General features: G+C 68.2%; 20 protein-coding genes. 15 read left to right on the top strand and 5 right to left on the bottom strand.

Annotated features, from left to right (window positions below):
• The first annotated feature begins 2 nt into the window (after nucleotides 1–2).
• The gene (locus Q5696_RS19670; RefSeq protein ID WP_305095379.1) at nucleotides 3–596 is read left to right on the top strand and encodes a TetR family transcriptional regulator; all 594 of its coding nucleotides are present in this window, start codon (nucleotides 3–5) and stop codon (nucleotides 594–596) included.
• A gap of 67 nt (nucleotides 597–663) precedes the next feature.
• On the opposite strand, the gene Q5696_RS19665 is transcribed toward Q5696_RS19670, so the two are convergent.
• Nucleotides 664–2466, bottom strand: a complete 1803-nt coding sequence (locus Q5696_RS19665) for an ABC transporter substrate-binding protein (RefSeq protein WP_305092928.1) — start codon at nucleotides 2464–2466, stop codon at nucleotides 664–666.
• Nucleotides 2467–3138: 672 nt separating this feature from the next.
• Here Q5696_RS19665 and Q5696_RS19660 point away from each other — a divergent pair.
• Nucleotides 3139–3501 (top strand): SDR family NAD(P)-dependent oxidoreductase, encoded by a 363-nt coding sequence (locus Q5696_RS19660; protein ID WP_305092927.1) that lies wholly within the window; start codon nucleotides 3139–3141, stop codon nucleotides 3499–3501.
• Nucleotides 3502–3659: 158 nt separating this feature from the next.
• Complete coding sequence (gene casG, locus Q5696_RS19655) at nucleotides 3660–5330, top strand: steroid-24-oyl-CoA synthetase (protein ID WP_305092926.1); 1671 nt, start codon at nucleotides 3660–3662, stop codon at nucleotides 5328–5330.
• A 275-nt stretch (nucleotides 5331–5605) separates the two neighbouring features.
• Here casG and Q5696_RS19650 read toward each other — a convergent pair whose 3' ends face one another.
• From Q5696_RS19650 to Q5696_RS19640, 3 genes are all read right to left on the bottom strand, one after another.
• On the bottom strand, nucleotides 5606–6292 hold the full coding sequence (locus Q5696_RS19650) for an SDR family NAD(P)-dependent oxidoreductase (RefSeq protein WP_370654952.1): 687 nt from the start codon (nucleotides 6290–6292) through the stop codon (nucleotides 5606–5608).
• Between the two features lie 90 nt (nucleotides 6293–6382).
• Nucleotides 6383–7012 (bottom strand): TetR/AcrR family transcriptional regulator, encoded by a 630-nt coding sequence (locus Q5696_RS19645; protein ID WP_305092924.1) that lies wholly within the window; start codon nucleotides 7010–7012, stop codon nucleotides 6383–6385.
• 124 nt (nucleotides 7013–7136) lie between these two features.
• Nucleotides 7137–8204 (bottom strand): enoyl-CoA hydratase/isomerase family protein, encoded by a 1068-nt coding sequence (locus Q5696_RS19640; RefSeq protein ID WP_305092923.1) that lies wholly within the window; start codon nucleotides 8202–8204, stop codon nucleotides 7137–7139.
• Nucleotides 8205–8329: 125 nt separating this feature from the next.
• On the opposite strand from Q5696_RS19640, the gene Q5696_RS19635 reads away from it, so the two are divergent.
• The 11 genes from Q5696_RS19635 (at nucleotide 8330) to Q5696_RS19585 (ending at nucleotide 20505) form a co-directional block, all read left to right on the top strand.
• Nucleotides 8330–9520, top strand: coding sequence for a CoA transferase (locus tag Q5696_RS19635; protein WP_305092922.1), 1191 nt, complete (start codon nucleotides 8330–8332; stop codon nucleotides 9518–9520).
• Complete coding sequence (locus Q5696_RS19630) at nucleotides 9517–10929, top strand: amidohydrolase family protein (RefSeq protein WP_305092921.1); 1413 nt, start codon at nucleotides 9517–9519, stop codon at nucleotides 10927–10929. The genes Q5696_RS19635 and Q5696_RS19630 overlap by 4 nt, the downstream gene beginning before the upstream one ends.
• Before the next feature lie 201 nt (nucleotides 10930–11130).
• Nucleotides 11131–11403, top strand: coding sequence for a hypothetical protein (locus Q5696_RS19625; RefSeq protein WP_305092920.1), 273 nt, complete (start codon nucleotides 11131–11133; stop codon nucleotides 11401–11403).
• 8 nt (nucleotides 11404–11411) lie between these two features.
• A complete protein-coding gene (locus Q5696_RS19620) occupies nucleotides 11412–12932 on the top strand; it encodes a class I adenylate-forming enzyme family protein (RefSeq protein WP_305092919.1) in 1521 nt (506 codons plus the stop codon).
• Between the two features lie 26 nt (nucleotides 12933–12958).
• Nucleotides 12959–15334 (top strand): CaiB/BaiF CoA-transferase family protein, encoded by a 2376-nt coding sequence (locus Q5696_RS19615; RefSeq protein WP_305092918.1) that lies wholly within the window; start codon nucleotides 12959–12961, stop codon nucleotides 15332–15334.
• Between the two features lie 20 nt (nucleotides 15335–15354).
• Entirely contained in the window at nucleotides 15355–16521 is a 1167-nt protein-coding gene (locus Q5696_RS19610) for a thiolase family protein (RefSeq protein ID WP_305092917.1), read from the top strand.
• Complete coding sequence (locus Q5696_RS19605) at nucleotides 16518–16970, top strand: Zn-ribbon domain-containing OB-fold protein (RefSeq protein ID WP_305092916.1); 453 nt, start codon at nucleotides 16518–16520, stop codon at nucleotides 16968–16970. The genes Q5696_RS19610 and Q5696_RS19605 overlap by 4 nt, the downstream gene beginning before the upstream one ends.
• Complete coding sequence (locus Q5696_RS19600) at nucleotides 16967–17860, top strand: SDR family NAD(P)-dependent oxidoreductase (RefSeq protein ID WP_305092915.1); 894 nt, start codon at nucleotides 16967–16969, stop codon at nucleotides 17858–17860. Before Q5696_RS19605 ends, Q5696_RS19600 begins: the two co-directional genes overlap by 4 nt.
• An 88-nt stretch (nucleotides 17861–17948) precedes the next feature.
• Nucleotides 17949–19112, top strand: coding sequence for an amidohydrolase family protein (locus Q5696_RS19595; RefSeq protein ID WP_305092914.1), 1164 nt, complete (start codon nucleotides 17949–17951; stop codon nucleotides 19110–19112).
• Nucleotides 19109–19372, top strand: a complete 264-nt coding sequence (locus Q5696_RS19590; protein ID WP_305092913.1) for a hypothetical protein — start codon at nucleotides 19109–19111, stop codon at nucleotides 19370–19372. Before Q5696_RS19595 ends, Q5696_RS19590 begins: the two co-directional genes overlap by 4 nt.
• 2 nt (nucleotides 19373–19374) lie before the next feature.
• Complete coding sequence (locus tag Q5696_RS19585; protein ID WP_305092912.1) at nucleotides 19375–20505, top strand: zinc-dependent alcohol dehydrogenase; 1131 nt, start codon at nucleotides 19375–19377, stop codon at nucleotides 20503–20505.
• Nucleotides 20506–20544: 39 nt separating this feature from the next.
• Here Q5696_RS19585 and Q5696_RS19580 read toward each other — a convergent pair whose 3' ends face one another.
• The gene (locus Q5696_RS19580; protein ID WP_305092911.1) at nucleotides 20545–22215 is read right to left on the bottom strand and encodes a flavin-containing monooxygenase; all 1671 of its coding nucleotides are present in this window, start codon (nucleotides 22213–22215) and stop codon (nucleotides 20545–20547) included.
• 95 nt (nucleotides 22216–22310) lie between these two features.
• Here Q5696_RS19580 and Q5696_RS19575 point away from each other — a divergent pair, with 95 nt between their 5' ends.
• A complete protein-coding gene (locus tag Q5696_RS19575; RefSeq protein ID WP_305092910.1) occupies nucleotides 22311–22943 on the top strand; it encodes a TetR/AcrR family transcriptional regulator in 633 nt (210 codons plus the stop codon).
• Nucleotides 22944–23010: the final 67 nt, after the last annotated feature.

The raw sequence follows: 23010 nt of genomic DNA, 5'->3' as shown, positions 1-23010 counted from the left end.
CGATGAACCCCGACGACATGACCGACGCGCAGCGACGACGTCGCCGGCAGCTCACCGACACCGTGATCGAGATGCTCGCCGAGACGAGTCCGGACCGGATCCAGATGCGCGAAGTTTCGGAACGGTCGGGGGTGGCGCTCGGCACGCTGTACCGGTATTTCCCGGCCAAGCAGCATCTGCTCGCGGCCGCGATGGTCGCCTGGAACGACATTCTCGCCGCACGTCTCGCCGAAGAACGCGAGTCGGGACAGGCACGGGCTCAGGGATCGGTCCTCGACCGTGTCGTCGACCTCTACACGCGGCAGATGAAGGCGTTCCAGCGCGGCCCGAACTTTGCTCGGCTCGAGGTCGAACTCCAAACCTCGGACGACCCCTACGTGCGCGACACGCTCGACGAGCGCTCTGCCGCCAACCGGACGGCGCTTTTCGAACTCATGGACGGCGTGCCCGCCGAACGTGCCCGGCTCGCGTCGCTGTCGATCGGAAGCACGATGCTCAACTCGTTGGTGCTGTGGACCACTGGCCGGATCGGATTCGCCGAAGCGCTCCGCAACGTTCGGGACGTGTCGCGCCTGGTTCTCGACGACTACCGGTGATCGTGCAGTGGCCGTCCCGGCACCTCGTGTGGCCGGGAACTGCCCGACCACACGAGGCCCGAACGGATCAGTCCTTCCACGCTCCGCCGAAGAACACCATCGTGTTGGCGCTGCCGACGACACCGTGCACGGAGTCGTTCCACACGACGAACTCGGCGAAGGGGCCGTAGACGAGGAACGGCACATCCTGATTGATCTGCTGCTGGATGCGATCCATCGTGGCGCGCTTGGCGTCCAGGTCCGCTTCCTGCTGGAATTCTGCGAGCAGCGCATCCATCTCGGGGCTGGTGTACATCCCGTACGTCTGCGTGCCGCCGCTGCTCATCGTCGCGAACATCTTCGGGTACGGATCGGATTCGCGGAAGGCGAGTCCCCAGCCGGAGACGTCGTAGTTCCGATCTGCCGCCACCAGCCGGATCTGGTCGTTGACGGTCGGGACGATGTTGACCTGGACGTCGAATCCGACGGCTTCGAGCATAGCTTCGAACGTCAACGCGGACCGCTGGTCGGTGGGCGTGTTGGCCTTGATGTATTCGACCTTGCCGTCGTAGCCGTCCGCCTTGGCGGCATCGAGAAGGGCTCGGGCGGCTTCCGGGTCGTAGGCGAGTCCGGATGTCTCCGTGTGCCAGCGTGAGTATTCGGGGAACAGCGTGCTGTCACCGAGCCCGTAGCCGTTGTAGATGCGGTCGGTCATCTGGGGAGCGTCGATGGCCAACTGCATGGCCCGCCGCACCCGGGGATCGGCTCCGGGACGACCCTCGGCCGTATTGATGATCGCCGCGTTCTGCGCAGCGGCCAGGTTGACGTAGCCGCTGGTGCCGTCGCTGAGAACGTCTTCGACATGGTCGGGTTCGCGCACGAAGGATGCATCGATACCGCCGGTGCGCAGAGTGTCGATATTGGTCTGCTGGCCCGACAGGTAGACGATTTTGAGAGCGTCGAGATGCGGCTGCCCGGCCCAGTAGGTGTCGTTGGCGGCCAAGACGATCTCGGTGGTCGGAGCCCAGCGTTCCAGGGTGAACGGGCCGGCACCGATCGGGGTGAAGGAGCCGTCGGGGCCGTCGGCTGCGGCAGCGACGATCATGCCCGGACCGGTGGCGAGGATGCCCGGGAACTCGGGCCACGGGTTGTCGAGCCGGTAGACGACTGTGCGGGTGTCCGGAGTGGAGACCTCGCGGACGTTGTCGATCCACAACGAGGATTCGGGCCCCTTGCTCCGGGCGTAGCGTTCCTGGCTCGACCGGACTGCGGCTGCGTCGACCGGATCACCGTTGGAGAAGGTGACGTCGTCGCGCAGGGTCAGCGTCCACGTCCGGTAGTCGTCGTCGTGGTCGAGGCTTTCCGCCATCTGCGGGACGAACGTGGCCGTCTCCGCATCGAAACGCATCAGCGAATCGTAGACGTTGAGCATCTCGACACCACCGGTGGTCACCGCGGCGATCGTTTCTGCCGGGTCGAGAGACCGCGGTTCGGAGTAGGCGCCGAAAGTGAGTGTGCCGCCCGATGTTGCATCACCGGAAGCGGGTTCGACGTTGATCATGCCCTCCCGCAGTTCCGAGAAGGTCGACGCGCTGAGCGACGCGCCGTCTGCGGTATCTGTGGCCGACGCGCAGCCTGTCAGTGCCAGTCCGGCTGCGGCTGCGACCAGGGCGGTTTTCCACCGTGGGTTGCGTTGGGGGTCGAGCATCGGATTCTCCTTGTTTGGTGAGAGTCGGACCGGTCCGCGATCGAGATGGAAGTCTGTGAGGATTCCGCCGTCGGCGGTCGGCAGGCAGACTCCGCTGATGTATTCGGACTCGTCCGATGCGAAGAACAGGGCAGCGTTCGTGTTGTCGCGCAGTCGCGGTGGGCGATTCAACTCGAGCGGCATCCCCGTCGAATCGGGGTCCCCTCCCGTGTTTCTTCACTCGATCGGTCCGTCACTCTATCGGCCGTGGAACCGAAGAAGGTAGGTGGCATGCCGTGCAACGGGCGGACGAAGCTGTCACGACGGTATCCGGCCACAGCTTGATCGTCGTCGTCCGCGTCGGCGATGTCGGTGACCGCGACCTGTGCACCGTTCTCGCCGAACAACAGCGCGCTCTCACGTCCCAGTCCTGGGCCGACGCCGGTGACGAGCACAGATTTTTCTTGGAGTCTCATGTTCTCCCCATTGGAGCAAACGCTTGTTCGTTTAGAAAGCTACATCACATCCGGGCCTGCCCGGCTACTCCTCGGGTGAGGAGGACTTGTGGCCTGCTTCGACTGTCGGTTGTTCGTCGACAGAGGTTGGGGCGAAGGCGATTCCGGTGAGATCGTCGAGGTGATCGCCCCTGCGCTCCGCGAGCGGATGGGGCGTCTGGGCGAGCGGATCCGGATCGAGGTTATTTTTAGAACATCATTCTATTTAGTGATGGATGGTCTGGCTACTCGACAGTAAGGCTTGTGTATCGAAGCACTATGGTGTCTCATGTCATGAGAATTGTATTCTCAAATCTGCCACAGAATGCGTAGTTGGCCGTGTCTCGACGGTACTCGTATGCGCTGTTCGAGGAGGGCTGCTATGGGTAACCCGGTGATCGTGGACGTGGCGAGGTCTCCGATCGGTCGCAGGGCCGTCGCCCTGGTCGCGGACGTCGACGTCTGGGACCGGGTGCGCCGAGTCGATCTGCGAGGAACGTTCCTGATGAGCCGGGCCTGTGCGCGCTCGATGGTTGAGCGCGGTGCGGGTGGGTGCATCGTCAACATCTCGTCGGTCGACGGCAAGCCGAGCGGCGCGAACTCGTCGGCATACTCGGCGTCGAAGGCCGCGATCCAGTCGCTGACGTCGTCGATGGCCAAGGAGCTCGGGCCGTCCGGGATCCGGGTCGGCGGTTGTGTGGAAGCAGTACGCGGAAGCGAACATTCCTCTGCGCCGTGCCGGTGATCCCGCCGGGATCGCTTGAGCAGCAGTATTCCTCGCCAGCAGCCAGACTGCGTGGGTCAGTGGCCAGTCGTGGAACGTCGACGGCGGCCAGTCGACCATCCGATGATCACAGTCGACGGTCCGACCGCGATCGATTCCTTTTTCGGAAAGGTATAGAGATGTCCGACCTTCGTCGTGTGCTCGACGCGCGCACGGAAGCAGTTGCCCGGCTCACGGCGGCGGGGGCGCCCTTCGAGATCGTTGAGGAGCAGGTACGTGGATACCCGATGCCGGTGTTCCGCAACAGATACCGCTCGCTGAACGAGATACTCGCCGAGTCCGCACGCTACGGTGACGCCGAGTACCTGGTGTGCGACGACCTCCGCCTGACCTTCACCGAGCATCTGGCACGGGTTGCGTCACTCGCTCACTCGTTGCGTTCCGAGCATGGCGTCGGTCCGGGAGACCGGGTCGCGATCCTGTCGGCGAACAACGCGGAATGGATCATGACCTTCTGGGCCACGACCGCGCTCGGCGCAATCACCGTGGGGATGAACTCGCTGTGGTCCGCTCGTGAAGTCGCTTACGGGGTGGAGTTGTCCGAGCCGAAGGTGATCGTCGCGGACGCGCCTCGTCGGAACCTCCTCGGACCCGTGGCGGTACCGGTGCTGTCCACGGAGGAGGACGTGCCTGCTCGGGCATCCGCGCATCCGGGCATCGAACTGCCGCACAGCAGCGTGAACGAAGACGATCCGGCGGTCATTCTGTTCACCAGCGGTACCACCGGCCGCCCCAAAGGGGCGACACATTCGCACCGGAACATGGTGGCGGCGGTGGACTTTCACAGGTTCAACGATGCACTCGCAGCGGAGTTGGTCCGCGCACCGAGTCGGCGGCGGTTCCTGCTGGCGACACCGCTCTTCCACATCGCGGCACTTCACAACCTCGCTGTTCCGCGGCTGGCGTTCGGTGACACCGCCGTGATCAGCACCGGCCGATTCGACATCGATCGGGTGCTGGCACTGATCGAGCGGGAAGGCCTCACGAACTGGGGTGCGGTTCCGACGATGATGACCCGACTGGTCGAGCACGGCGATCTCTCCCGCTACGATCTGTCGTCCCTGCAGACCATCTCGATAAGTTCCGCCCCGTCTTCTTCGAAATTGAAGGAGAGATTGCGGGAGATCCTGCCGGCCGCAGAACGTACACTCGGAACCAGTTACGGTCTGACCGAGTCCTCCTCTGCTGCAACGGTTGCCGCCGCAGCCGACCTGGCCGAGCGGCCCGACACGGTGGGCCGCCCGGTCCTCACCATGCAGGTCGAGGTCCGGGACGATGCGGGGAATCCGGTCCCGGAGGGTGTCGAGGGCGAGATCTGTGTGCGTGGCCCGCTGGTGATGCTCGGCTACTGGAACAACCCGGAGGCCACCGCATCGATCACTGACGACTCGGGGTGGATGCGTACCGGCGATCTGGGCACGATGGAGGACGGATACCTCCGGATCAGCAGCCGGCGGTCCGATCTCATTCTCCGTGGCGGAGAGAACGTGTACCCGGCGGAGGTCGAGGACGCACTCGGCGAGCATCCGTCGGTGCGTGAGTGCATCGTCGTCGGGGTCGACCATCACGACTACGGTGAGGAAGTCTGTGCCGTGGTCGTGGTGGCTGCAGGCGCCTCGGTGACCCAGTCGGAACTGACCGACTACATGACCGAACGGATCGCGCGATACAAGGTGCCGACCCGGTGGGTCGTCCAGACAGAAGAATTGCCCCGGAACGCAACCGGCAAGGTCAAGCGAGTGGATGTGTTGACGTCGCTGACACCGGGGCGTGCGGGCTCGATCCACTGAACTTCGAGGCATCGACTGCGGAACGGCTGCCGCCACGCCGGGCCACGGCGTGGACATCCGCTCGCATGGAACCCGCAATATCGTCGCATCGGTGTCGGTAGGACGCGCGTCTACCGAGCCGGCTGCGATCTACGACCTCTGGTGTGTTACGCCTTCGAGAGCGACGGACTCTGCGTCGCAAGGTACGTACGGCACTGATTCGTAGCGATCCGCGACCCGCCGATCGGACCGCGGACTGCAACGAACATGTCGAGAATCTGCAGGGATCCGGGTCGTCAGAGTCCCAGTGGAATCGCGGCACCCGAGATGGGTGCCGAGTCCTCCGAGAGCAGGAACTCGATCACCTTCGCGATCGCGGCGGGGGCGACCCAGTTGGCGCGATCGGAGTTCGGCATCGCCGTGCGGTTCGCGGGGGTATCGATCACCCCGGGCAGCAACGCATTCGACCGGATTCCGTCCGCTTTGTACTCGACGGCGATCGACTCGGCCAGCGCAAGCACCGCGGCCTTGGAGGTGCTGTAGGCGGTACCGCCGGGGAATGGCTTGAGAGCCGCGCCGGACGACATGGCCACCACCGACCCGCCACCGTTCGCGATCAGGTGCGGCAGCCCCGCGCGCAGCACCGCATACGTGGTGCGCACGTTGAGATCCAGTTGGCGGTCGATGGCCGCGGCGTCGGCCTCGTGTGTGCGCGGACCCGACTCGAAACCGCCGACGAGGTTGACCAGTGCGGTCAGTGGAGCGCCCGCGTCGTTCGCGGCGACGGTCACGGCCTCGTCCAGTTCGGTGGGTTCGGCGACGTTGCAGCGGATCTTCTCGAGCCGATCGTGGTCGGAGAGGCGCGCGGCCTCCTCCGGCACGATGAACGGTACGACGACGCGCCAGCCGATCGACAGCAGATGTTCGGTGACGGCGACACCGAGTGCGCCTGTGCCGCCGGTGACGAATGCGGTTCCAGTCAACATGGAAGCCCCTTACGGATTCGAGGCGTCGGGGCCGGCCCCGATACGCGGGAAGGAGGGCAGCGGGCGGTTGCCTGTTACCCGGCGGGGTCAGCGGTTGTCGACGACGACCCAGCCGTTGAAGAGGAAATCGACGAACTCGTCGGCCAGCTTGATACCGTCGACGTCGGGATCGCCCTCGCACGTGTAGTTGGCGTTGAGGACCGACCGGAACGCGACCGCGGCGAGTGCCACGTCCATCTTCCGGAACGTGCCCGCGTCGACGCCGGCCTGGATGATCCGCTCCACCGCCTCGGCCCACTGCTGCCGCTTGTGGCGGACCTCGTCGAGCTGGGCGCCGTTGAGCCGCATCCATTCCCGCTCGAACACCTTCGCGGCGTCCGGGTTCGCCATGGCCCAGCGCAGATGGATGCGGGCCAGCATGCGGAGCTTGTCGATGGCGCCGACGTCGGAGGCCTCGACCTTCGACAGTGCCGCCTCGCCGTTCTCGACGATTTCGCCCACGATCTGGTAGAGCAGGTCTTCCTTGCTCTTGATGTGGACGTACAGGCTGCCGGCGTGCACACCGACGAGCGAGCCGATGTCGCGCATCGAGGTGCCGTTGTAGCCGCTGTCGGCGAATTGACGTAGTGCGGCCTTGCGAATCTTCGTCAGGAAGGCCGCCTTGGCGTCGCCGACGGGGCGTTCGCTCGGTGACGTCCGTTCGATTTTCGACGGCATGCGTTCGGCCCTTCCGCGGCGCGCGAGCGTGGCAGCGCCCGCTGGTTCCAAAGCTCGGTTCATCATGGCAGGAGAATGCGGGCTCTGCAACAAGCGTTTGCTGGCGGAGTCGGGCGTTCCGGGATCAACAGAGAGCGTCCACCAGCCCCCAATCCAGCGCGGTCCGCGCGTCGATGCGCGTTCCGGTGACGAACAGGTGCATCGCGCGCCAGCGTCCGATCCGCCGAGGAACGCTCGCGGTGCCGCCCGCTCCCGGGATCAGGCCCATCTCGACCTCCGGCAGCCGGAACCATGCGTCTTCGGCCGCGAGGACCCGACCTGCGAAGGCTGGGATCTCGATACCGCCACCGACACAGGCTCCGTGAACTCGGGCCTCGATGCGATCGGCCAACTCGTGGACCAGCAGTCCGGCCCCGCCGCGGGTGCGGACCAGGTGCGCGAGGGCGATGTCGGGGGTGGTCCCGAACTCGTCGAGATCGCCGCCGGCGCAGAAGGCCGGGCCCGCACCGTCGAGCACGACCCGCATCACCGACGCGTCGGTGACCGCGATGCTCAAGGCCGCCGTGAGGGCGTCGCGTAGCCGGGTACCGTACGCGTTGCGGCGCTCGGGCCGGTTCAGTGTCACATGGAGTTCGGTGCCGGCGCGTGACACCAGGACCGGATCGGTGGCCGGTGGCGGCGGCAACGGGCGAGCGCCACGCCGGCCGAGCCACCGGGCGAACTCGGGGCCGCCCAGCAGCGTCGAATAGGCGAGCGACTCCACATCGACCGCGGCCGGAACGTCGAGGTCGAGTCCGGCGCGCAGGACCTGCCGCAGCACCGTCGAGGCCTGCGGGTTCGCGGCGACCCGGGCCGCGAAGTCCCGCACCGCGTGCTCGGCGCCGGAAACCGGGACGACGGCCCGCTCGGGGGTGTCGGGGGCGTCGGTGTAGGTGGCGTCCAGTGCCCGGATCAGGGGGAGCTGCGGGGCCGTCGCGGGGATCGGGCCACGGCGGAGACCGACTAGGTAGCGGTCTGCGGCACGGGCCCGCTCGGCCGCGGCCGCGAGCACCCCCGGATCGTCGTGCCCGTCGAGGTCGAGGTCGACGACGACGACCGGCGTGTCGATCGCGGCGTCGTCGTCGAGCAAGGGCCGGTCGGCGAAGCCGTCGGCGAGATGGCGGGCCGAGATGTGTGGTGTGTGGAAATCCATCCGGTCCTCGTCGGTCGAGATGACTGTGCAAGTGTGAGCGCGTGGAGTGTAGAACACGGTTCTCGAACTATCCGCCCGGTACTGTGCGGGAACGCATTCGGGACTGGGCGGAGAGCGGAGTGGTGATGTTGACGGGTCGGCCCGACGGGCCGCCGGTCGTCCCGCCGGGCCGGGCCGCGTCCTGTGCGCGGGAGCTGTCCGACTGGATCGCCGCGGCGACCGCGGGCACCGCTCACCCCGTCCGGGTGGACGGCGCCCGGGTGCTCGCCGAACGCGCCGCCTACACGGGAGGTGTCCGGGGCGGGAGCCTGTCGGTCGGGCGACACTGCCGACTGCTGCCGACCGCCGACGGCTGGGCGGCGGTCTCGTGCGCCCGCCCGGACGATCCCGCCCTGCTCGGGGCGATGATCGGCCGCGACGTCGGCGACGATCCGTGGCCCCCGGTGGCGGCGTGGTTGCGGGAGCACTCCGGGGCGGACCTGGGGGAGCGTGCGGAGCTGTTGGGGATCGCGGCCGCCCCGATCCGTCGGGCCGTGAGCGAGGGCGCGGACCCGACCACCGGCCGGCCGCGGAACGTACAGGGTCTGCTGGTCGTCGACTTCAGTGCGTTGTGGGCGGGCCCGTTGTGCGCGCAGCTGCTCGGGGCGGCGGGCGCGCGGGTGATCAAGGTCGAGACACCGAATCGCCTGGACGGGGCCAGGTTCGGGGACCGGGGCTTCTACAGCATGCTCCATGCGGGCCACGAGTCGGTGGTACTCGACCCGGACACCCGGGCGGGGCGCACCGCGATGGCGCGGCTCGTCGCCGCCGCGGACGTGGTCGTCGAGGCGTCGCGTCCGCGAGCACTCGAACGGTTCGGGCTCGACGCGGCCGCCGCATGCGCCGAGGGAACCACGTGGATCTCGATCACCGCTCGCGGACGTGACTGTGCGGTGGTCGGCTTCGGGGACGACGTCGCCGCGTCGAGCGGTCTCGTCGCCCTCGACGAGGCCGGGCTGCCGATGTTCGTCGGCGACGCCGTCGCCGACCCGCTCACCGGTCTCACCGCGGCCGTGCGGGCCATGAGTGTGCCCCCGGACGGGAGCGCCGGACACCTCTGGGAGGTCTCGATGGCCGACGTCGTCGCCGCGACGCTGGACGGGGTCGATGCGGACCCGCCGCGGGTCCACTGGCGCGGCGACCGCTGGCTGGTCGCCACCGATGACGGCGAGATCGAGATCGCCCGGCCGGGGCGGCGTCCCGGGGCCCCGGTGCGCGCGCCGGCACCCGGACACGACACCGCCCGGGTACTACGCGAGCTGGGACTGTCGGTGTGAGAACCGAACTCGTCGTCCGCAACGCAGAGGTGGAGGGGCGGCCGGGCCTGGACGTGCGAGTCGTCGCGGGCCGGATCGTCGAGGTTGGGCCGGGGCTGGCCGCGGACCGGGGCGAGCTGCTCGACGCGCGCGGCGGCGCGGTGCTGCCCGGACTGGTCGATCACCACCTGCACCTGCACGCGATGGCGGCGGCGCGCGCTTCGGTCCGGTGTGGTCCGCCCGCGGTGCGCGACCCCGCGGAGTTGGCCCGCGCGCTGGCCGGCGCCGACGCGGGCGCCGGGGGATGGGTGCGGGGCGTCGGCTACGTCGAAACGGTTGCGGGCCTACTCGACGCGTCGGCACTGGATGCGCTGCACACGCCGCGCCCGGTCCGCGTCCAGCACCGCAGCGGCGCGCTGTGGATGCTCAACACGGCCGCGGTCGAGGCTGCCGGCCTGGCCGCCGTCCGACATCCCGGCATCGAACGGGACTCGTCGGATCGCCCCACCGGCCGGGTATGGCGTGCCGACGACGTCCTCCGCGACCGGCTGCCGACCGGACGGCCACCCGCACTGGCAGGCATCGGCCGTGACCTCGCGCGGCTGGGCATCACGGCGGTCACCGACGCCACGCCCGACCTGACCACCGGGTCCTGCGCGGCGCTGGTCGACGCCGTCCGGTGCGGTGACCTTCCGCAACGTCTGCACTTGCTGGGTATCGCCCCCGGATCGGCGCGCCTGCCGGCGTGCGACGGCCGGGTGACGGTGGGGCCGTACAAGATCGTGCTCGCAGACTCCGACCCGCCCGACCTCGATCGTCTGGCCGATACCGTCCTCCGGGCGCGGGCGGACGGGCGCGCCGTCGCGGTGCACAGTGTCACGCGCGAGTCGCTGCTGGTCCTGCTCGCCGTCCTCGACCAGGTCGGCTGCCTGCCGGGTGATCGCATAGAGCACGCGTCGATCGTGCCGGTCGAGGCGGTCGACGCGCTGCGCCGGCACGGGCTGATCGTCGTCACCCAACCGGGGTTCGTCGCCGATCGCGGGGACGACTACCGGGCCCGGGTCGACGAACGCGACCACGGCGACCTGTACCGGTGCCGGACCCTGCTCGACGCGGGCGTGCCCGTCGCACTGTCGAGCGATGCCCCCTACGGGCCGCTCGATCCATGGGCGGTGATCGCGGCCGCGGCCCGGCGCCGGACCGAATCCGGGGTCGTGTTCGGAGCGGCCGAGCGGCTCGACGCCTCCCGGGCGCTCCGGGGATATCTGGCGTCTGCGGACAGCCCGGGCGGACCGTCCCGTCGCGTACGTCCCGGGGCGCCGGCAGACCTCGTCGTTCTCGACGTGGCCCTGCGGGAGATGCTGAGTTCACCTGATTCTTCCGCTGTGGGAACGGTTCTCGTGGGCGGTCGGGTTCTCGACCTGTCGTGAGGGGCTATGCCGACACCGCCGGTATCGAGGTTTGACGTGGATCACACACGGCTGTAATAGTTGTTTGCAACAAGCGTTTGCTCGGATGTCCGACGCCGGATGGGTAGTGTCCCGGCGCCGACGTCGTTCCCACGTGCCCGCGGCTACGAGCCGCGAAAGATCTCGAGGAGTTTTCCCATGCAGTTGCGTGTAGGAGCCAGATTGCGGAGTGCAACTTCCGCGGCCGAACTGATCGTCATCCGGATCCCGGCGCAGGACGTCGACATCCGCTGCGACGGCGTCGCCATGGTCACGCCGGAGTCGGCGGGCACCCCCGAGGGGGCCACGAGTGGTGAGATTCAGCTCGGCAAGCGTTACTGCAACACGGACGGCTCCGTCGAGTTGCTCTGCACCAAGCCGGGATCGGGCACCCTCACCGTCGGGGACGAGCCGCTGGGCGTCAAGGCGCCCAAGGCGATGCCCGCATCGGACTGAGGCACCCGATGAACATCCTCACGCTTCTCGAGATCGCCGCGGGCGCGGACGGCGATCGTATCGCCGTCGGCGACAAGCGCGACGGCCTCAGCTACGCGCGACTACTCGAGTTGGCCGGCGCGTTCGCCGCCGATCGCGCCGACAGCACCGAACAGGCCGTGCTCTACGGGTCGACGGCGTCCGCCGCCTTCCCGATCGCGCTGTTCGGCTCGGCCTGGAGCGGAATTCCGTTCGCCCCGATCAGCTACCGCTTGGCCGACGAGCCGATGCGCCGCCTCATCGAAGGACGTGCGCCGGCGATACTCGTCGCGGACGGCAACGTTGCACGGGTCGGCGCGGACGTCGCGGGTGTCTCGATCGTCGCCCCCGACGCATTGATCGCGAGTCTCGGTGGCGGTGACCACGGCGGGGCCGTCGACGTCGCACCGGCCGAACAGGACCCCGAGGCGCCCGCGGTCCTACTGCACACCAGCGGAACGACCGGCACCCCGAAGGTCGCGATCCTGCGGCACCGACACCTCGTCTCGTACGTTCTGGGCGGTACCGAACTGTTCAGTGCGGGCCCCGACGAGGCCGCGCTGGTGAGTGTCCCGCCCTACCACATCGCGGGCGTGGCGGGACTGCTCACCGGCCTCTACAGCGGCCGCCGCATCGTCCAGATGCCCAACTTCGACGAACGCGAGTGGGTCCGGCTCGTGCGCGAGCAGGACATCACCCACGCCATGGTCGTCCCGACGATGCTCGCGCGCATCGTCGACGTCCTCACCGAGGACGGGCAGGGCCTGCCCTCGCTGCGACACCTGTCCTACGGTGGCGGCCGCATGCCGCTGCCCGTCGTCGAACGGGCACTCGAACTGCTGCCCGGCGTCGACTTCGTCAACGGCTACGGTCTCACCGAAACCTCCTCGTCCATCGCAGTTCTCGGGCCGCGGGATCATCGGGAGGCGCTGGTGTCGACCGATCCCGTGATCAAGCGCCGGCTAGGGTCGGTCGGTCAACCGGTTCCTGACGTCGAGATCGTGGTCTGCGACGACGACGGGCGCCCCGTTCCGGCCGGCGCCCGCGGCGAACTGTGGGTGCGCGGCGCCCAGGTCTCGGGGGAGTACTCCGGCGCCTCGCTGCTCGACGCCGACGGCTGGTTCCGCACGAAGGACGGAGGATGGATCGACGATGGCGGCTACGTCTACGTCGAAGGCCGCCTCGACGACGTGATCGTCCGCGGCGGGGAGAACCTGTCCCCAGGCGAGATCGAGGACGTCATCGGGGAACATCCGCACGTCGACGACGTCGTGGTCTACGGCGTTCCCGACGACCGGTGGGGCGAGGTCGTCGTGGCGGCGATCGTGCCGAGCGGGGACAGCCCGGACGGTGTGGTCACCGACACTGTCATCCGAGAGTGGGTCGGCGCCCGGCTGCGTTCGTCCCGGGTACCCGCTTTCGTCGAGTTCCGTGCCGACCTGCCCCGCAACGACATGGGCAAGGTGCTGCGGCGCGTGCTGCGCGAGCAGTTCACCGCAGTCACCGGCTGACCGTTCGACGAGCGAAAGGAAACACTGTGCAACAGTCGCATTCGTTGCTTCAGGACTTCCGTGTGGTCGACTTCTCCACGGGGATCGCCGGCGGGTACTGCACCAAGATGCTGGTGGACGCGGGCGCCGACATCGTCAAGGTCGAGGCCGGTCCGGACGGGGATCCGCTGCGGCGGTGGCGCCTCGACGGGAACGCCGGTCCGGACGACGGTGCGCTGTTCCGGTACCTCGCGGCCGGTAAGCGGTCGCTCCGCGGTGGGCCCGCCGACTCGCACGTCCTCGACTTCGTGGCCGGCGCCGATCTGGTGGTCGAGTCCGGGGAACTGTCGGTCGCGCAGATCGAGTCGATCCGGTCGCAGTATCCCGGCCTCGACATCCTGTCGATCACGCCGTTCGGCCGGAGTGGTCCGTGGGCCGACCGGCCGGCCACCGAGTTCACGTTGCAGGCCCTCGCCGGTTCGCTGGCGATCCGGGGTCCCGAGGGTCGCGAGCCACTGCAGGCTGGTGGTCGTCTCGGCGAGTGGATCGCAGGCTCCTTTGCCGCCGCGACCGCCCTGGGCCTGCGCCTCGGTGCGGCCGGTCGGGGCCGCGGTGGTGAGTGGGCGGACCTGTCGATGCTCGAATCCATGGGCGTCGCAATGGCTCTCTATCACCCGGTGTCTGCCGTTCTGACGGGCGCTCCGGGCCGCCGCACGCCCCGCACCGTCGAGATCCCGTCGGTCGAGCGGTGCCTCGACGGCTACGTCGGCTTCTGCACGATCACGGCGCAGATGTTCCAGGACTTCCTGATCATGATCGATCGGGCGGAACTGCTGGCCGACGATTCGATCGTCGACGTGCGTCGGCGCCAGGAACGCTACGCCGAGTTCCAGTCGATGATCGAGTCGTGGACCATGACGATGCCGGTGGAGGCGATCGACGAGATCGCCGGCGCCATGCGGATCCCGGTGTCGCCCCTCGGGACACCCGAGACCGTCACGCAGAACGCGCATTTCGTGGAGCGTGGCGTGTTCGTCGACAATCCGGCCGGCTTCGTCCAGCCGCGACGGCCGTACCTCGTCGAGGGTGTATCGCCCGATGCGGTCCGCCCCGCCCCGACGCTCGGTGAGCACGACGACGCCCGGCCGTGGGAACCCCGCGTGCAGCCGTCGCGTCCGCTCGACGAGACGGACGCCGCGCTGCTGGCCGGTGTGCGGGTCCTCGATCTCACCGCATTCTGGGCGGGACCCGCGGCCACACAACTGCTCGCCGGGCTCGGCGCCGAAGTGATCAAGGTCGAGTCCGTGCAGCGCCCGGACGGGATGCGCTTCACGTCCACCCGCACCCCGGCGGAGCCCTCCTGGTGGGAGGCCGGCGGCGTCTACCAGGGCGCGAACGCCGGTAAACTCGGTGTGACCCTGGACCTGAGCCGACCCGAAGGGGTCGACGTTCTGCTCGAGATGATCCGGCACGCCGACGTCGTCATCGAGAACTTCTCGCCCCGCGTCCTCGACAACTTCGGTCTCACATGGGAACGCATCCACGAGGTGAACCCCGCGGCGGTGTTCGTCCGGATGCCCGCGTTCGGGCTATCCGGTCCGTGGCGGGACCGTACCGGATTCGCACAGACGATGGAACAGGCCACGGGGCTGTCGTGGACGACGGGATACCGCGACGGCAGCCCGATGGTGCTCAAGGGCCCGTGCGATCCCGTCGCCGGACTGCATGCAGTGGTCGCGACGTTGTCGGCGCTCGAGTTCGCCCGAGCTCGTGGACGCGGCTGCTTCGTCGAGGTGCCGATGGTCGAGAGCGCATTGAACGTCGCCGCCGAGATGGCCGTCGAGTACAGCGCCTACGGCAACGCACCGACCCGGGACGGCAACCGCGGTCCGGCCGCTGCTCCGCAGGGCGTCTACCGCTGTGCGGGCGACGACGACTGGCTGGCTATCGCCGTCACCGACGACGACCAGTGGACCGCCCTCGCCGCGATCCTCGGACTTCCGGACGTCGTCCTCGACGAAACCTTCGCGACGGCGAGCGGCCGTCGCCACTGTCACGACCGGCTCGACGAACTGGTCACCGAGTTCTGTGCGGTCCGCGAGGTCGACGAACTCGAGCGTGCTCTCCTCGTACAGGGAGTTCCGGCCGCCCGCGTCGTGGACCCGAGCCGGATCCTCGACAACCCGCAGGTGCGGGCACGCGGATTCGCCGAGAAACTCGACCATCCGGTGCTCGGGGCGTTCGAGATCCCGGGTCTGCCCGTGGTGTTCGCATCGAACGCCGCGCCGGCGTTCACGACACCGGCGCCGACTCTCGGCCAGCACAACGCCCAGGTGCTGGCCCGCCTCGCCGGGGTTGATCCGGAGCGTCTGGCGCAGTTGACCGTCGACAACGTGATCGGCGAACGCCCCCTTCATCTTTGATCCAGACAGGAGTACTCGATGTGACCGCACATCCCTTCCGCGACGTCGTGATCGTCGCGGCCTACAACACCGAGCAGGCGCGAGTGTTGGAGGGCCACAACAGCTTCACCATCAGTCTCGAGGCAGCGCGCGGCGTCATCGCCGAGTCCGGTATCGACCCGACGACGATCGACGGCGTGTACAGCAAGACGGCGCCGCAGATCGTCTACTCGCTTGGTCTGGGGCCGGTGTGGAACGCGAACAACCCCGGTGGCATCACGGGTGTGCTACACGCCGCCAGTGTCGTGGCCGCCGGACTGTGCGAGACCGTGCTGGTCGCGGACGGCGAGGCCGGCCGGTACACCGAGCGCGAGTCCACCGCGCCGTGGACACGCCCGTCGAACGAGTTCGTCGCCCCGTTCGGCCTCTACACGGCCTCGGAGTTCGCACTGATCGCGCGTCGGCACATGCACCAGCACGGCACGACGTCCGAGCAGATGGCTGAGATCGCGGCGACTATCCGCAACAACGGCAACATCAACCCCGACGCGATCTACTACGGCCGTGGGCCGTTCACCGCCGAGGACATCCTGGCCTCGCGCATGATCGCCGACCCGTTCCACCTCCTCGACTGCGCGATGACCTCCGAGGGGGGCTGCGCGCTCATCGTCACCACCGCCGAGCGTGCGAAGGACCTGCCCGGCAAGCCCGTCTACGTCCTCGGTGGTGGACTGGACCACATGGGCCCGTCCTACCAGCACGCCCCCAGTTGGGATCTCGGCAGCCGGTCCTCCGACATCCCCAACGGATACGTCGGGCGCCGTGCGGCCCGTAAGTCGTTCGCGATGGCCGGGCTCACGCCCGCCGATGTCGACGTGGCCGAACTCTACGATCCCTTCTCCTTCGAGATCATCCGGCAGTTCGAGGCATTCGAGTTCTGCGAGGAGGGCGAGGGCGGTCGGTGGTGCGTCGAGAACGTCACCGGTGACGACCCGAAGCTGCCGTTGACCACCGACGGCGGCCTGATGTCGTACAGCCACGGCGGCGGCATCGTGCAGCTGACCCAGCGCATCGCGCGGTCCGTGCACCAACTCCAGGGTGTGTGCGCGACCAACCAGGTCGACGACCCCGAGGTGGTGCTGTGCAGCAACGGCGGCGCCGGGGCCTTCTTCACCGACGTCCTGCTACTGGGAAGTGAACGACCATGAGCGAGAACATCATCACGACCTTACTGGCGCCCCAGCGGGCGGGAATTCCGCTGCCCGAGCCCACCGTCCTGTCGAGGCCGTTCTGGGACGGATGCGTCGCGGGAGAGTTGCGGTACCAGCGCTGCTCGGCGTGTGGACACGCCGAGTTCGACCCGAACAAGCTGTGCCGCGGATGCGGGGCGGACAGCCTCGAGTGGCAGGTCGGCTCCGGTCGCGGCACCGTCTACAGCTACACCGAGGTGACCAGGCCGCAGACGCCGGCCTTCACGAGCCCCTACGTGGTGGTCATCGTCGAGCTCGACGAGGGCTACCACATGGTGTCGAACATCATCGGGTGCGCGCCCGCCGACGTCCGGATCGACATGCCTGTCGCGGTGGAGTTCCACGAGATCGAAGACGGCGTCGTACTGCCGTACTTCGCGCCCGCAGACTCGGGGGTGAACGGATGAGCGACAACGATATTCCGCACGTTGCCGTCGTCACCGGCGCGAGCCGTGGCATCGGCCGGGCCATCGCGCGACGATTTGCCGCCGATGGCATCCACGTTCTCGCGGTGTCGCGATCGTTGCGGGCCGGCGACGGCCGTCTGCAGGGCTCGCTCGAGGAGACCGTCGCGCAGATCCGAGCCGACGGCGGCACTGCCGAGGCCCTGGTATTCGACCTCGGTGACCCGACCGCGGACCGCGCCTCGGTGATCGCCCACGCCGAATCCGTGCTCGGTGCGCCGGTCGACATCCTCGTCAACAACGCCGCAGCCACTCGGCACTTCGACCAGTTGTACGGCGAGATGACCCGGGAGTCCTTCTACGACTCGGTGGAGACGAACGTCTGGGCCGGATGGGATCTGGCGACGGCGGCGGTGCCCGGCATGCGGAAGCGGGGGGCCGGGTGGATCCTGAGCATCTCCTCGACCCAGGCTGGGCCGCGCAAGGGCCCGCCGTTCGCCCCGAACTCGACGTTCGGTGCCTGCCTGTACGGCGGCACCAAGGCCATGATCGACCGGATCACCACGGGCGCCGCGATGGACCTGTACGACGACAACATCGCGGTCAACACGCTGGCGCCTGAATACTCGATCGCCACCGAGAACGCCCTCACCGTGCCCGGTGTCACCACCGGCAACTCCGAACCGGAGGAGACCATCGCGGAGGCGGCACTGGCCCTGTGCACCGGAGACCCGAAGGTGCTGACGGGGAAGATCACTCGAAACCTGGGGATCCTCGTCGAACTCGACCGCCCGGTCCGCACGCTGGACGGCACCGCGCTCGTTCCGGGCTGGCAGCCCGACGACATCGACAAGACGCGGATCCGGCCAGGATACCTCTCCGCCGTCATCTGACCTCGGTCTCGCCGTCCGCGGTTCCGCGGACATGGCGCACTTCTCTTGCAACAATCGTTTGTTACAGACTTCTACAGGAGGCACACCAATGCCACTCCAGCCGTGGATGAAGCTCGTCTCGGTCGACGACCATCTGATCGAGCATCCCACCGTGTGGGCCGATCGCCTGCCCGCCAAGTTCCTCGACGCCGGCCCCCGCATCGTCGAGGAGGCGTCGCCGTCCGGCGGTGCACCTATGCAGGTGTGGAACTACCAGGGCAAGCGCTTTCCCGCGATCGGTCTCAATGCGGTGGCGGGCAAGAATCCCGAGGACTTCGGTATGGAGCCGGTCCGCTACTCCGACATGATCCCGGGCTGCTACGACCCCAAGGCGCGTCTGGCGGACATGGACCTCGACGGCGTGTGGGCACAGACCTGTTTCCCGTCGTTCCCGCGTTTCGCCGGCGCCCTGTTCACCGTCGAGAGCACGGACATGGAACTGGCGCTCCTGAGTGTCAAGGCCTACAACGATTACGTCCTCGACGAGTGGTGCGCCACCGCGCCCGACCGTTTCATCCCGGTGATCATCCTGCCGCTATGGGACATCGCCGAGTGCGTCGAGGAGATCCACCGCACCGCCGCGAAGGGCGCCAAAGGCATCACCTTCCCGGAGGATCCGGTTCCGCTGGGGCTGCCGTCGTACTACACCGATCACTGGGATCCGGTCTTCGCTGCCGCCCAGGAGACGAGCATGCCGCTGTGCATGCATTTCGGCTCCTCGGGCCGGCCGCCGGCCACTGCGGAGGAGGCCCCGTACGCGGTGACCATCTCGCTGTACGCAACCAACATGATGTCTTCGACGTCGCATCTGTTGTTCTCGCCGGTGTTCCACAAGTTCCCGAATCTCAAGGTGGCGCTGTCCGAAGGCAATATCGGCTGGGTGCCCTACATGCTCGAGCGCATCGACGCGGTGTGGGAGCGTCATCGGCACTACCAGAACGTCGTCCAGGACGTGGTGCCCTCGACGCTGTGGTTCAAGAACATGTACGGCTGCTTCATCGACGACGACTTCGGTCTTAAGAACCGGCACGTCGTCGGCATCGACAACATCACGTGGGAGTGCGACTACCCGCACTCGGACTCGTACTGGCCCAACAGTCGGAAGCACGCCGAGTTCCGCTTCCAGGACGTGCCGGACGACGAGGTCGTCAAGATCGTCGAGACCAACGCGCGGCGACTGTTCAACTTCTACGACGACGGGGCCAAGGCGTGACGACACCCGACCCGTTCGGCTGGCAACAACCGCCGATCACTCCGATGACTGCGGAAGATCGTATCGAGGCCGACGACTGGGTCGAGCAGGATCTGCTCACACGTGATCTTGCCGTCGAGCGCCTCGACGCCGTTGCCGCTCAGGCCACTGCCGAACTGGCCTACTTGGAAGAGCAGAATGCCCCGCAGGCGGCCGTCGACCTGGTGCGGCGGCGCATCGCTGCGGCGGCCGAGTCCCGGAAATTCGTCGAGGAGCGCTGAACATGGCAACGATGGCAACCGCACTGGTGCAGGCCGGTCCGCGTGAGGTGCGTTTCGAGGAGATCCCGCTCCCGGCCCTCGTGCCGGGTTCGGCGCTGCTCCGCGTCGAGGCGAACGGACTGTGCGCCAGCGACATCGACTCGTGGGAGGCGAAGCACTCGGCGTACGAGCCGGGGGTGTCGCCGTTCCCCCGGATCAACGGACACGAGATCGTCGGCGTCGTCGAGGACATCGGCGGCGGTGCCCGCCCGGACGGAGTGCAGATCGGTGACCGGGTGGCGGTCAACCCGTTCCTAGGATGTGGCCGGTGTGACGCTTGCCGGGAAGGTTCGACCATCCGATGCAGCGGGTGGCCGTTCCGTCCCAATGCGTACGGGTACATCCCGACCCGGCACGCCCCGGCTCTGTGGGGCGGCTACGCGACGCACGTCTACATTCATCCGAACGCGATCCTGCACCCGTTCCCGGCGAGCACCGACCCGCTGGACGCCACCCTGTGGAATCCGTTGGCAGCTGCGATCGACTGGGCGGTGACGACCCCCGGCACCACGATCGGGACGACCATCGCGATCCTGGGCTGCGGCCAGCGCGGGCTTGCCGCAGTCGTCGCGGCGAAGGCGGTCGGCGCCGACACGATCCTCGCGACCGGACTGTCACGCGATCAGCACAAGCTCGATCTCGCAAAGGAATTCGGCGCCGACGTGGTGGTCGACGTCGAGACCGGAGACCTGCGGGACGCAGCGCACCTGACGACCCGCGGACGGGGATTCGACGTCGTACTCGACACGTCGCCGCACGCGACCGGGCCGCTTCTCGACGCCCTCGACATCGTCCGCACGGGCGGCACGGTGGTGTCGGCAGGACTCAAGACTCGGCCGATCGAGAACTTCCCGATCGACCTGCTGACGCTCAAGAACATCCGGTTGATCGGGTGCGGCGGGTCGAGTGTGCAGTCGTACCAGCAGGCGGCGGGCATCGTCGCGTCCGGCCGATTCCCGCTCAGCCGCATGCGCACTCATGTGCTCGGATTCGATCGTCTCGAATACGGGATCGAATTGCTCCGCGGCGATCATCCCGAGGAACGGCCGATCAACATCGTGATCACTCCGACCGAATCGCCGGTCCGACCGTAGTGGCCGGACGAACGGCATCACCCCCCGACGCCGACGGGGTTATGCCGTTCGGAACGGCTCGGCTCGAGAACTTCCGGCCTCGTGGTCGGCGGTCGTGGTGAACCCCCGATACCCGTCGGCCGCGATCTGCGCGCACAGGGTCCGGTAGGTGCCCACGCCACCGAGATAGGGCAGGAAGACGCGGGGTTTGCCGGGGACGTTCGCGCCGACGTACCACGAATCGGCCTGCTGGTAGAGGCTGCCGGCGGCGATACCGGTGACGTGATCACCCCAGTCCGCTTGCGCCTGCGGTGTCGCCTCCGCGGTCCGTGCCCCGGTGGCGCGCAGGTGGTCGAGGAACCCGGTCACCCACTCGACGTGCTGTTCGATGGAGACGACCACGTTGGACAGCACCGAGGGGCTGCCCGGACCGGTGATCACGAAGAGATTCGGGAAGCCGGCGACCGCGACCCCGAGATACGTGCGGGGCCCGTCCCGCCACGCCTCCCGCAGCGTGACGTCGTCACGGCCGCGGATGTCGACGGCGTCGAGGGCGCCGGTCATGGCGTCGAATCCGGTGGCGAACACGATCGCATCCAGTTCGTGGACCACGACGTCCGCGCCGGTTCCGGTGCGGATCCCGGCGGGCACGATCTCCCGGATCGGGGTGGCCCGCACATCGACCAGGTCGACAGTGTCCCGGTTGTACGTCTCGTAGTAGTCGGTGCCGATGCACAGGCGCTTCGCCCCCAACGGATAACCGCGCGGGCACAGCGTCTCCGCCGTGGCGGGATCGTGGACCGTCGCCCGGATCTTGGCGCGCACGAACTCGGCGGCAGTCTCGTTCGCGTCGGCGTCGAGCATGATGTCGCCGAACGTGTTCTGGAAGCCGATACCGCCAGCCGCCCAGCGGCTCTCGTACTCCTTGTCCCGAACCTCCGGGGCGGTCTCGCGGGCCAGGCCGACGGGGGCCGCGATCGTCCAGCCGCCGTGCGATTCGCGCAGCCGCTGCCGCCGTGCCGGATAGTCCGCCTTGATCGCATCGAGTTCCCCGGCGGCCAGTGGCCGGTTCCGGGCCGGGACGACGAATCCGGGCGTGCGCTGGAACACCGTGAGCTGCGCGGCCTGCTCGGCGATCACCGGGATCGCCTGCACCCCCGACGATCCGGTGCCGATCACGCCGACCCGGCGGCCCGTGAAGTCGACCCCGTCGGCGGGCCACACCGACGTGTGGAAGACGTCCCCGGCGAACGAGTCCCGGCCCGGGATGTCGGGCAGGCGCGCCGCCGAGAGTGCACCGGTCGCCATGATCGTCCACTGCGCCGTCACGGCGGCACCGTCGTCGGTGCGCAGCGTCCACAGCGCGGTGGCGTCGTCGAAGTGTGCCGCTGTCACCCGGGTGCCGAACGTGATGTCGTCGTACAGTCCGAACCGGTCGGCGACGTGCTCGAGGTACCGCAGGATCTCCGGCTGTGCGGGGAACCGTTCGGTCCACACCCAGTCCTGTTGCAACGCGTCGTCGAACGAGTACGAGTAGTCGGCGCTGTCGACGTCGCAGCGGGCGCCCGGGTAGCGGTTGCGCAGCCACGTGCCGCCCACCCCGTTCTCGGCTTCGAACAAGTGCGCCGACAGCCCGCGCAGACGCAGGAGGTGCAGCGCGTACAGGCCGGCGAATCCGGCGCCGACCACGACGACGTCGTAGGTGGGCTCGGGAACGGTGGAGTCGTGCATGGAGAAACCTCTTTTCGTAGTGGGATACGGGGCTGCCAGTAGCATCGGTGCAGGTGTCCCGCCGGTCGGGTGGGGGCGATGGGAGGCGTGCGAGCGTGGGTGCAGGGGCTGCGGACCGGCAGGACAGACCGGTGCTGCCGGACCCGGCGTCGTTGCCCCGCGGTCAGCGGGAGCGACGCCAGCGCATCATCGATGCGGCCGGGGAATTGTTGGTGGCGGACGATTTCGAGCGCATCCAGGTCCGGGACGTCGCGGAGCGTTCGGATGTCGCGCTGGGCACCGTGTACCGGTACTTCGCGTCCAAGGACCACCTCTATGCGGCGGTGTTGCGGGACTGGTCCGCGACCGATCCGATCACGCGCGGCGGTGCACCCGACCCGGCTCTGCCGCCGGCCGAACGCATCCGGATCCGCCTGCACCACTCGGTCCATCGGTTCGAGGAGTACCCGACCTACCTGCGGCTGCAGAACACGCTGCGGCAGTCGACCGATCCGGTGGTGTGCGCGCTGTTCGCAGAGTTCTCGGCGCAGGTCCTCGCGTCGTACCGGGAACAGTTGTTCGACCTGCCGGACGAGGAAGCGGAGGACATCGTCGCGGTCGTGACGGCGGTCCTGGCGCACGAGTTGATCATGTTCGGACTCGGGCGACGGAACGTTGCGGAGGTCCATCGGCTGCTGGATCGCGCAGTGGACATGATCTTCCCGACCGCGGCGGCCGGCCGGCCGTAGCGCGCGTCGGTCGCGGGACGCGAAGTCCCGCAACCGAAATCCGGGAACGGCAGGATACTCCGTCCGC

Source organism: Prescottella sp. R16, from assembly GCF_030656875.1.
In the GTDB taxonomy this organism is placed as follows: domain Bacteria; phylum Actinomycetota; class Actinomycetes; order Mycobacteriales; family Mycobacteriaceae; genus Prescottella.
The sequence above is the reverse complement of the archived record's forward strand: the minus strand, read 5'-3'. Positions and strand labels throughout refer to the sequence as shown.

Excerpts from the sequence above, each read along its gene's own strand:
- Q5696_RS19670 (WP_305095379.1), top strand. The coding sequence starts at position 3 with ATGAACCCCGACGACATGACCGACGCGCAGCGACGACGTCGCCGGCAG.
- Q5696_RS19620 (WP_305092919.1), top strand. The coding sequence starts at position 11,412 with ATGAACATCCTCACGCTTCTCGAGATCGCCGCGGGCGCGGACGGCGAT.
- Q5696_RS19660 (WP_305092927.1), top strand. The coding sequence starts at position 3,139 with ATGGGTAACCCGGTGATCGTGGACGTGGCGAGGTCTCCGATCGGTCGC.
- Q5696_RS19600 (WP_305092915.1), top strand. The coding sequence starts at position 16,967 with ATGAGCGACAACGATATTCCGCACGTTGCCGTCGTCACCGGCGCGAGC.
- Q5696_RS19640 (WP_305092923.1), bottom strand. The coding sequence starts at position 8,204 with ATGGATTTCCACACACCACACATCTCGGCCCGCCATCTCGCCGACGGC.
- Q5696_RS19605 (WP_305092916.1), top strand. The coding sequence starts at position 16,518 with ATGAGCGAGAACATCATCACGACCTTACTGGCGCCCCAGCGGGCGGGA.
- Q5696_RS19635 (WP_305092922.1), top strand. The coding sequence starts at position 8,330 with ATGTTGACGGGTCGGCCCGACGGGCCGCCGGTCGTCCCGCCGGGCCGG.
- Q5696_RS19665 (WP_305092928.1), bottom strand. The coding sequence starts at position 2,466 with ATGCCGCTCGAGTTGAATCGCCCACCGCGACTGCGCGACAACACGAAC.
- Q5696_RS19580 (WP_305092911.1), bottom strand. The coding sequence starts at position 22,215 with ATGCACGACTCCACCGTTCCCGAGCCCACCTACGACGTCGTCGTGGTC.
- Q5696_RS19645 (WP_305092924.1), bottom strand. The coding sequence starts at position 7,012 with ATGCCGTCGAAAATCGAACGGACGTCACCGAGCGAACGCCCCGTCGGC.
- Q5696_RS19585 (WP_305092912.1), top strand. The coding sequence starts at position 19,375 with ATGGCAACGATGGCAACCGCACTGGTGCAGGCCGGTCCGCGTGAGGTG.
- Q5696_RS19595 (WP_305092914.1), top strand. The coding sequence starts at position 17,949 with ATGCCACTCCAGCCGTGGATGAAGCTCGTCTCGGTCGACGACCATCTG.
- casG (WP_305092926.1), top strand. The coding sequence starts at position 3,660 with ATGTCCGACCTTCGTCGTGTGCTCGACGCGCGCACGGAAGCAGTTGCC.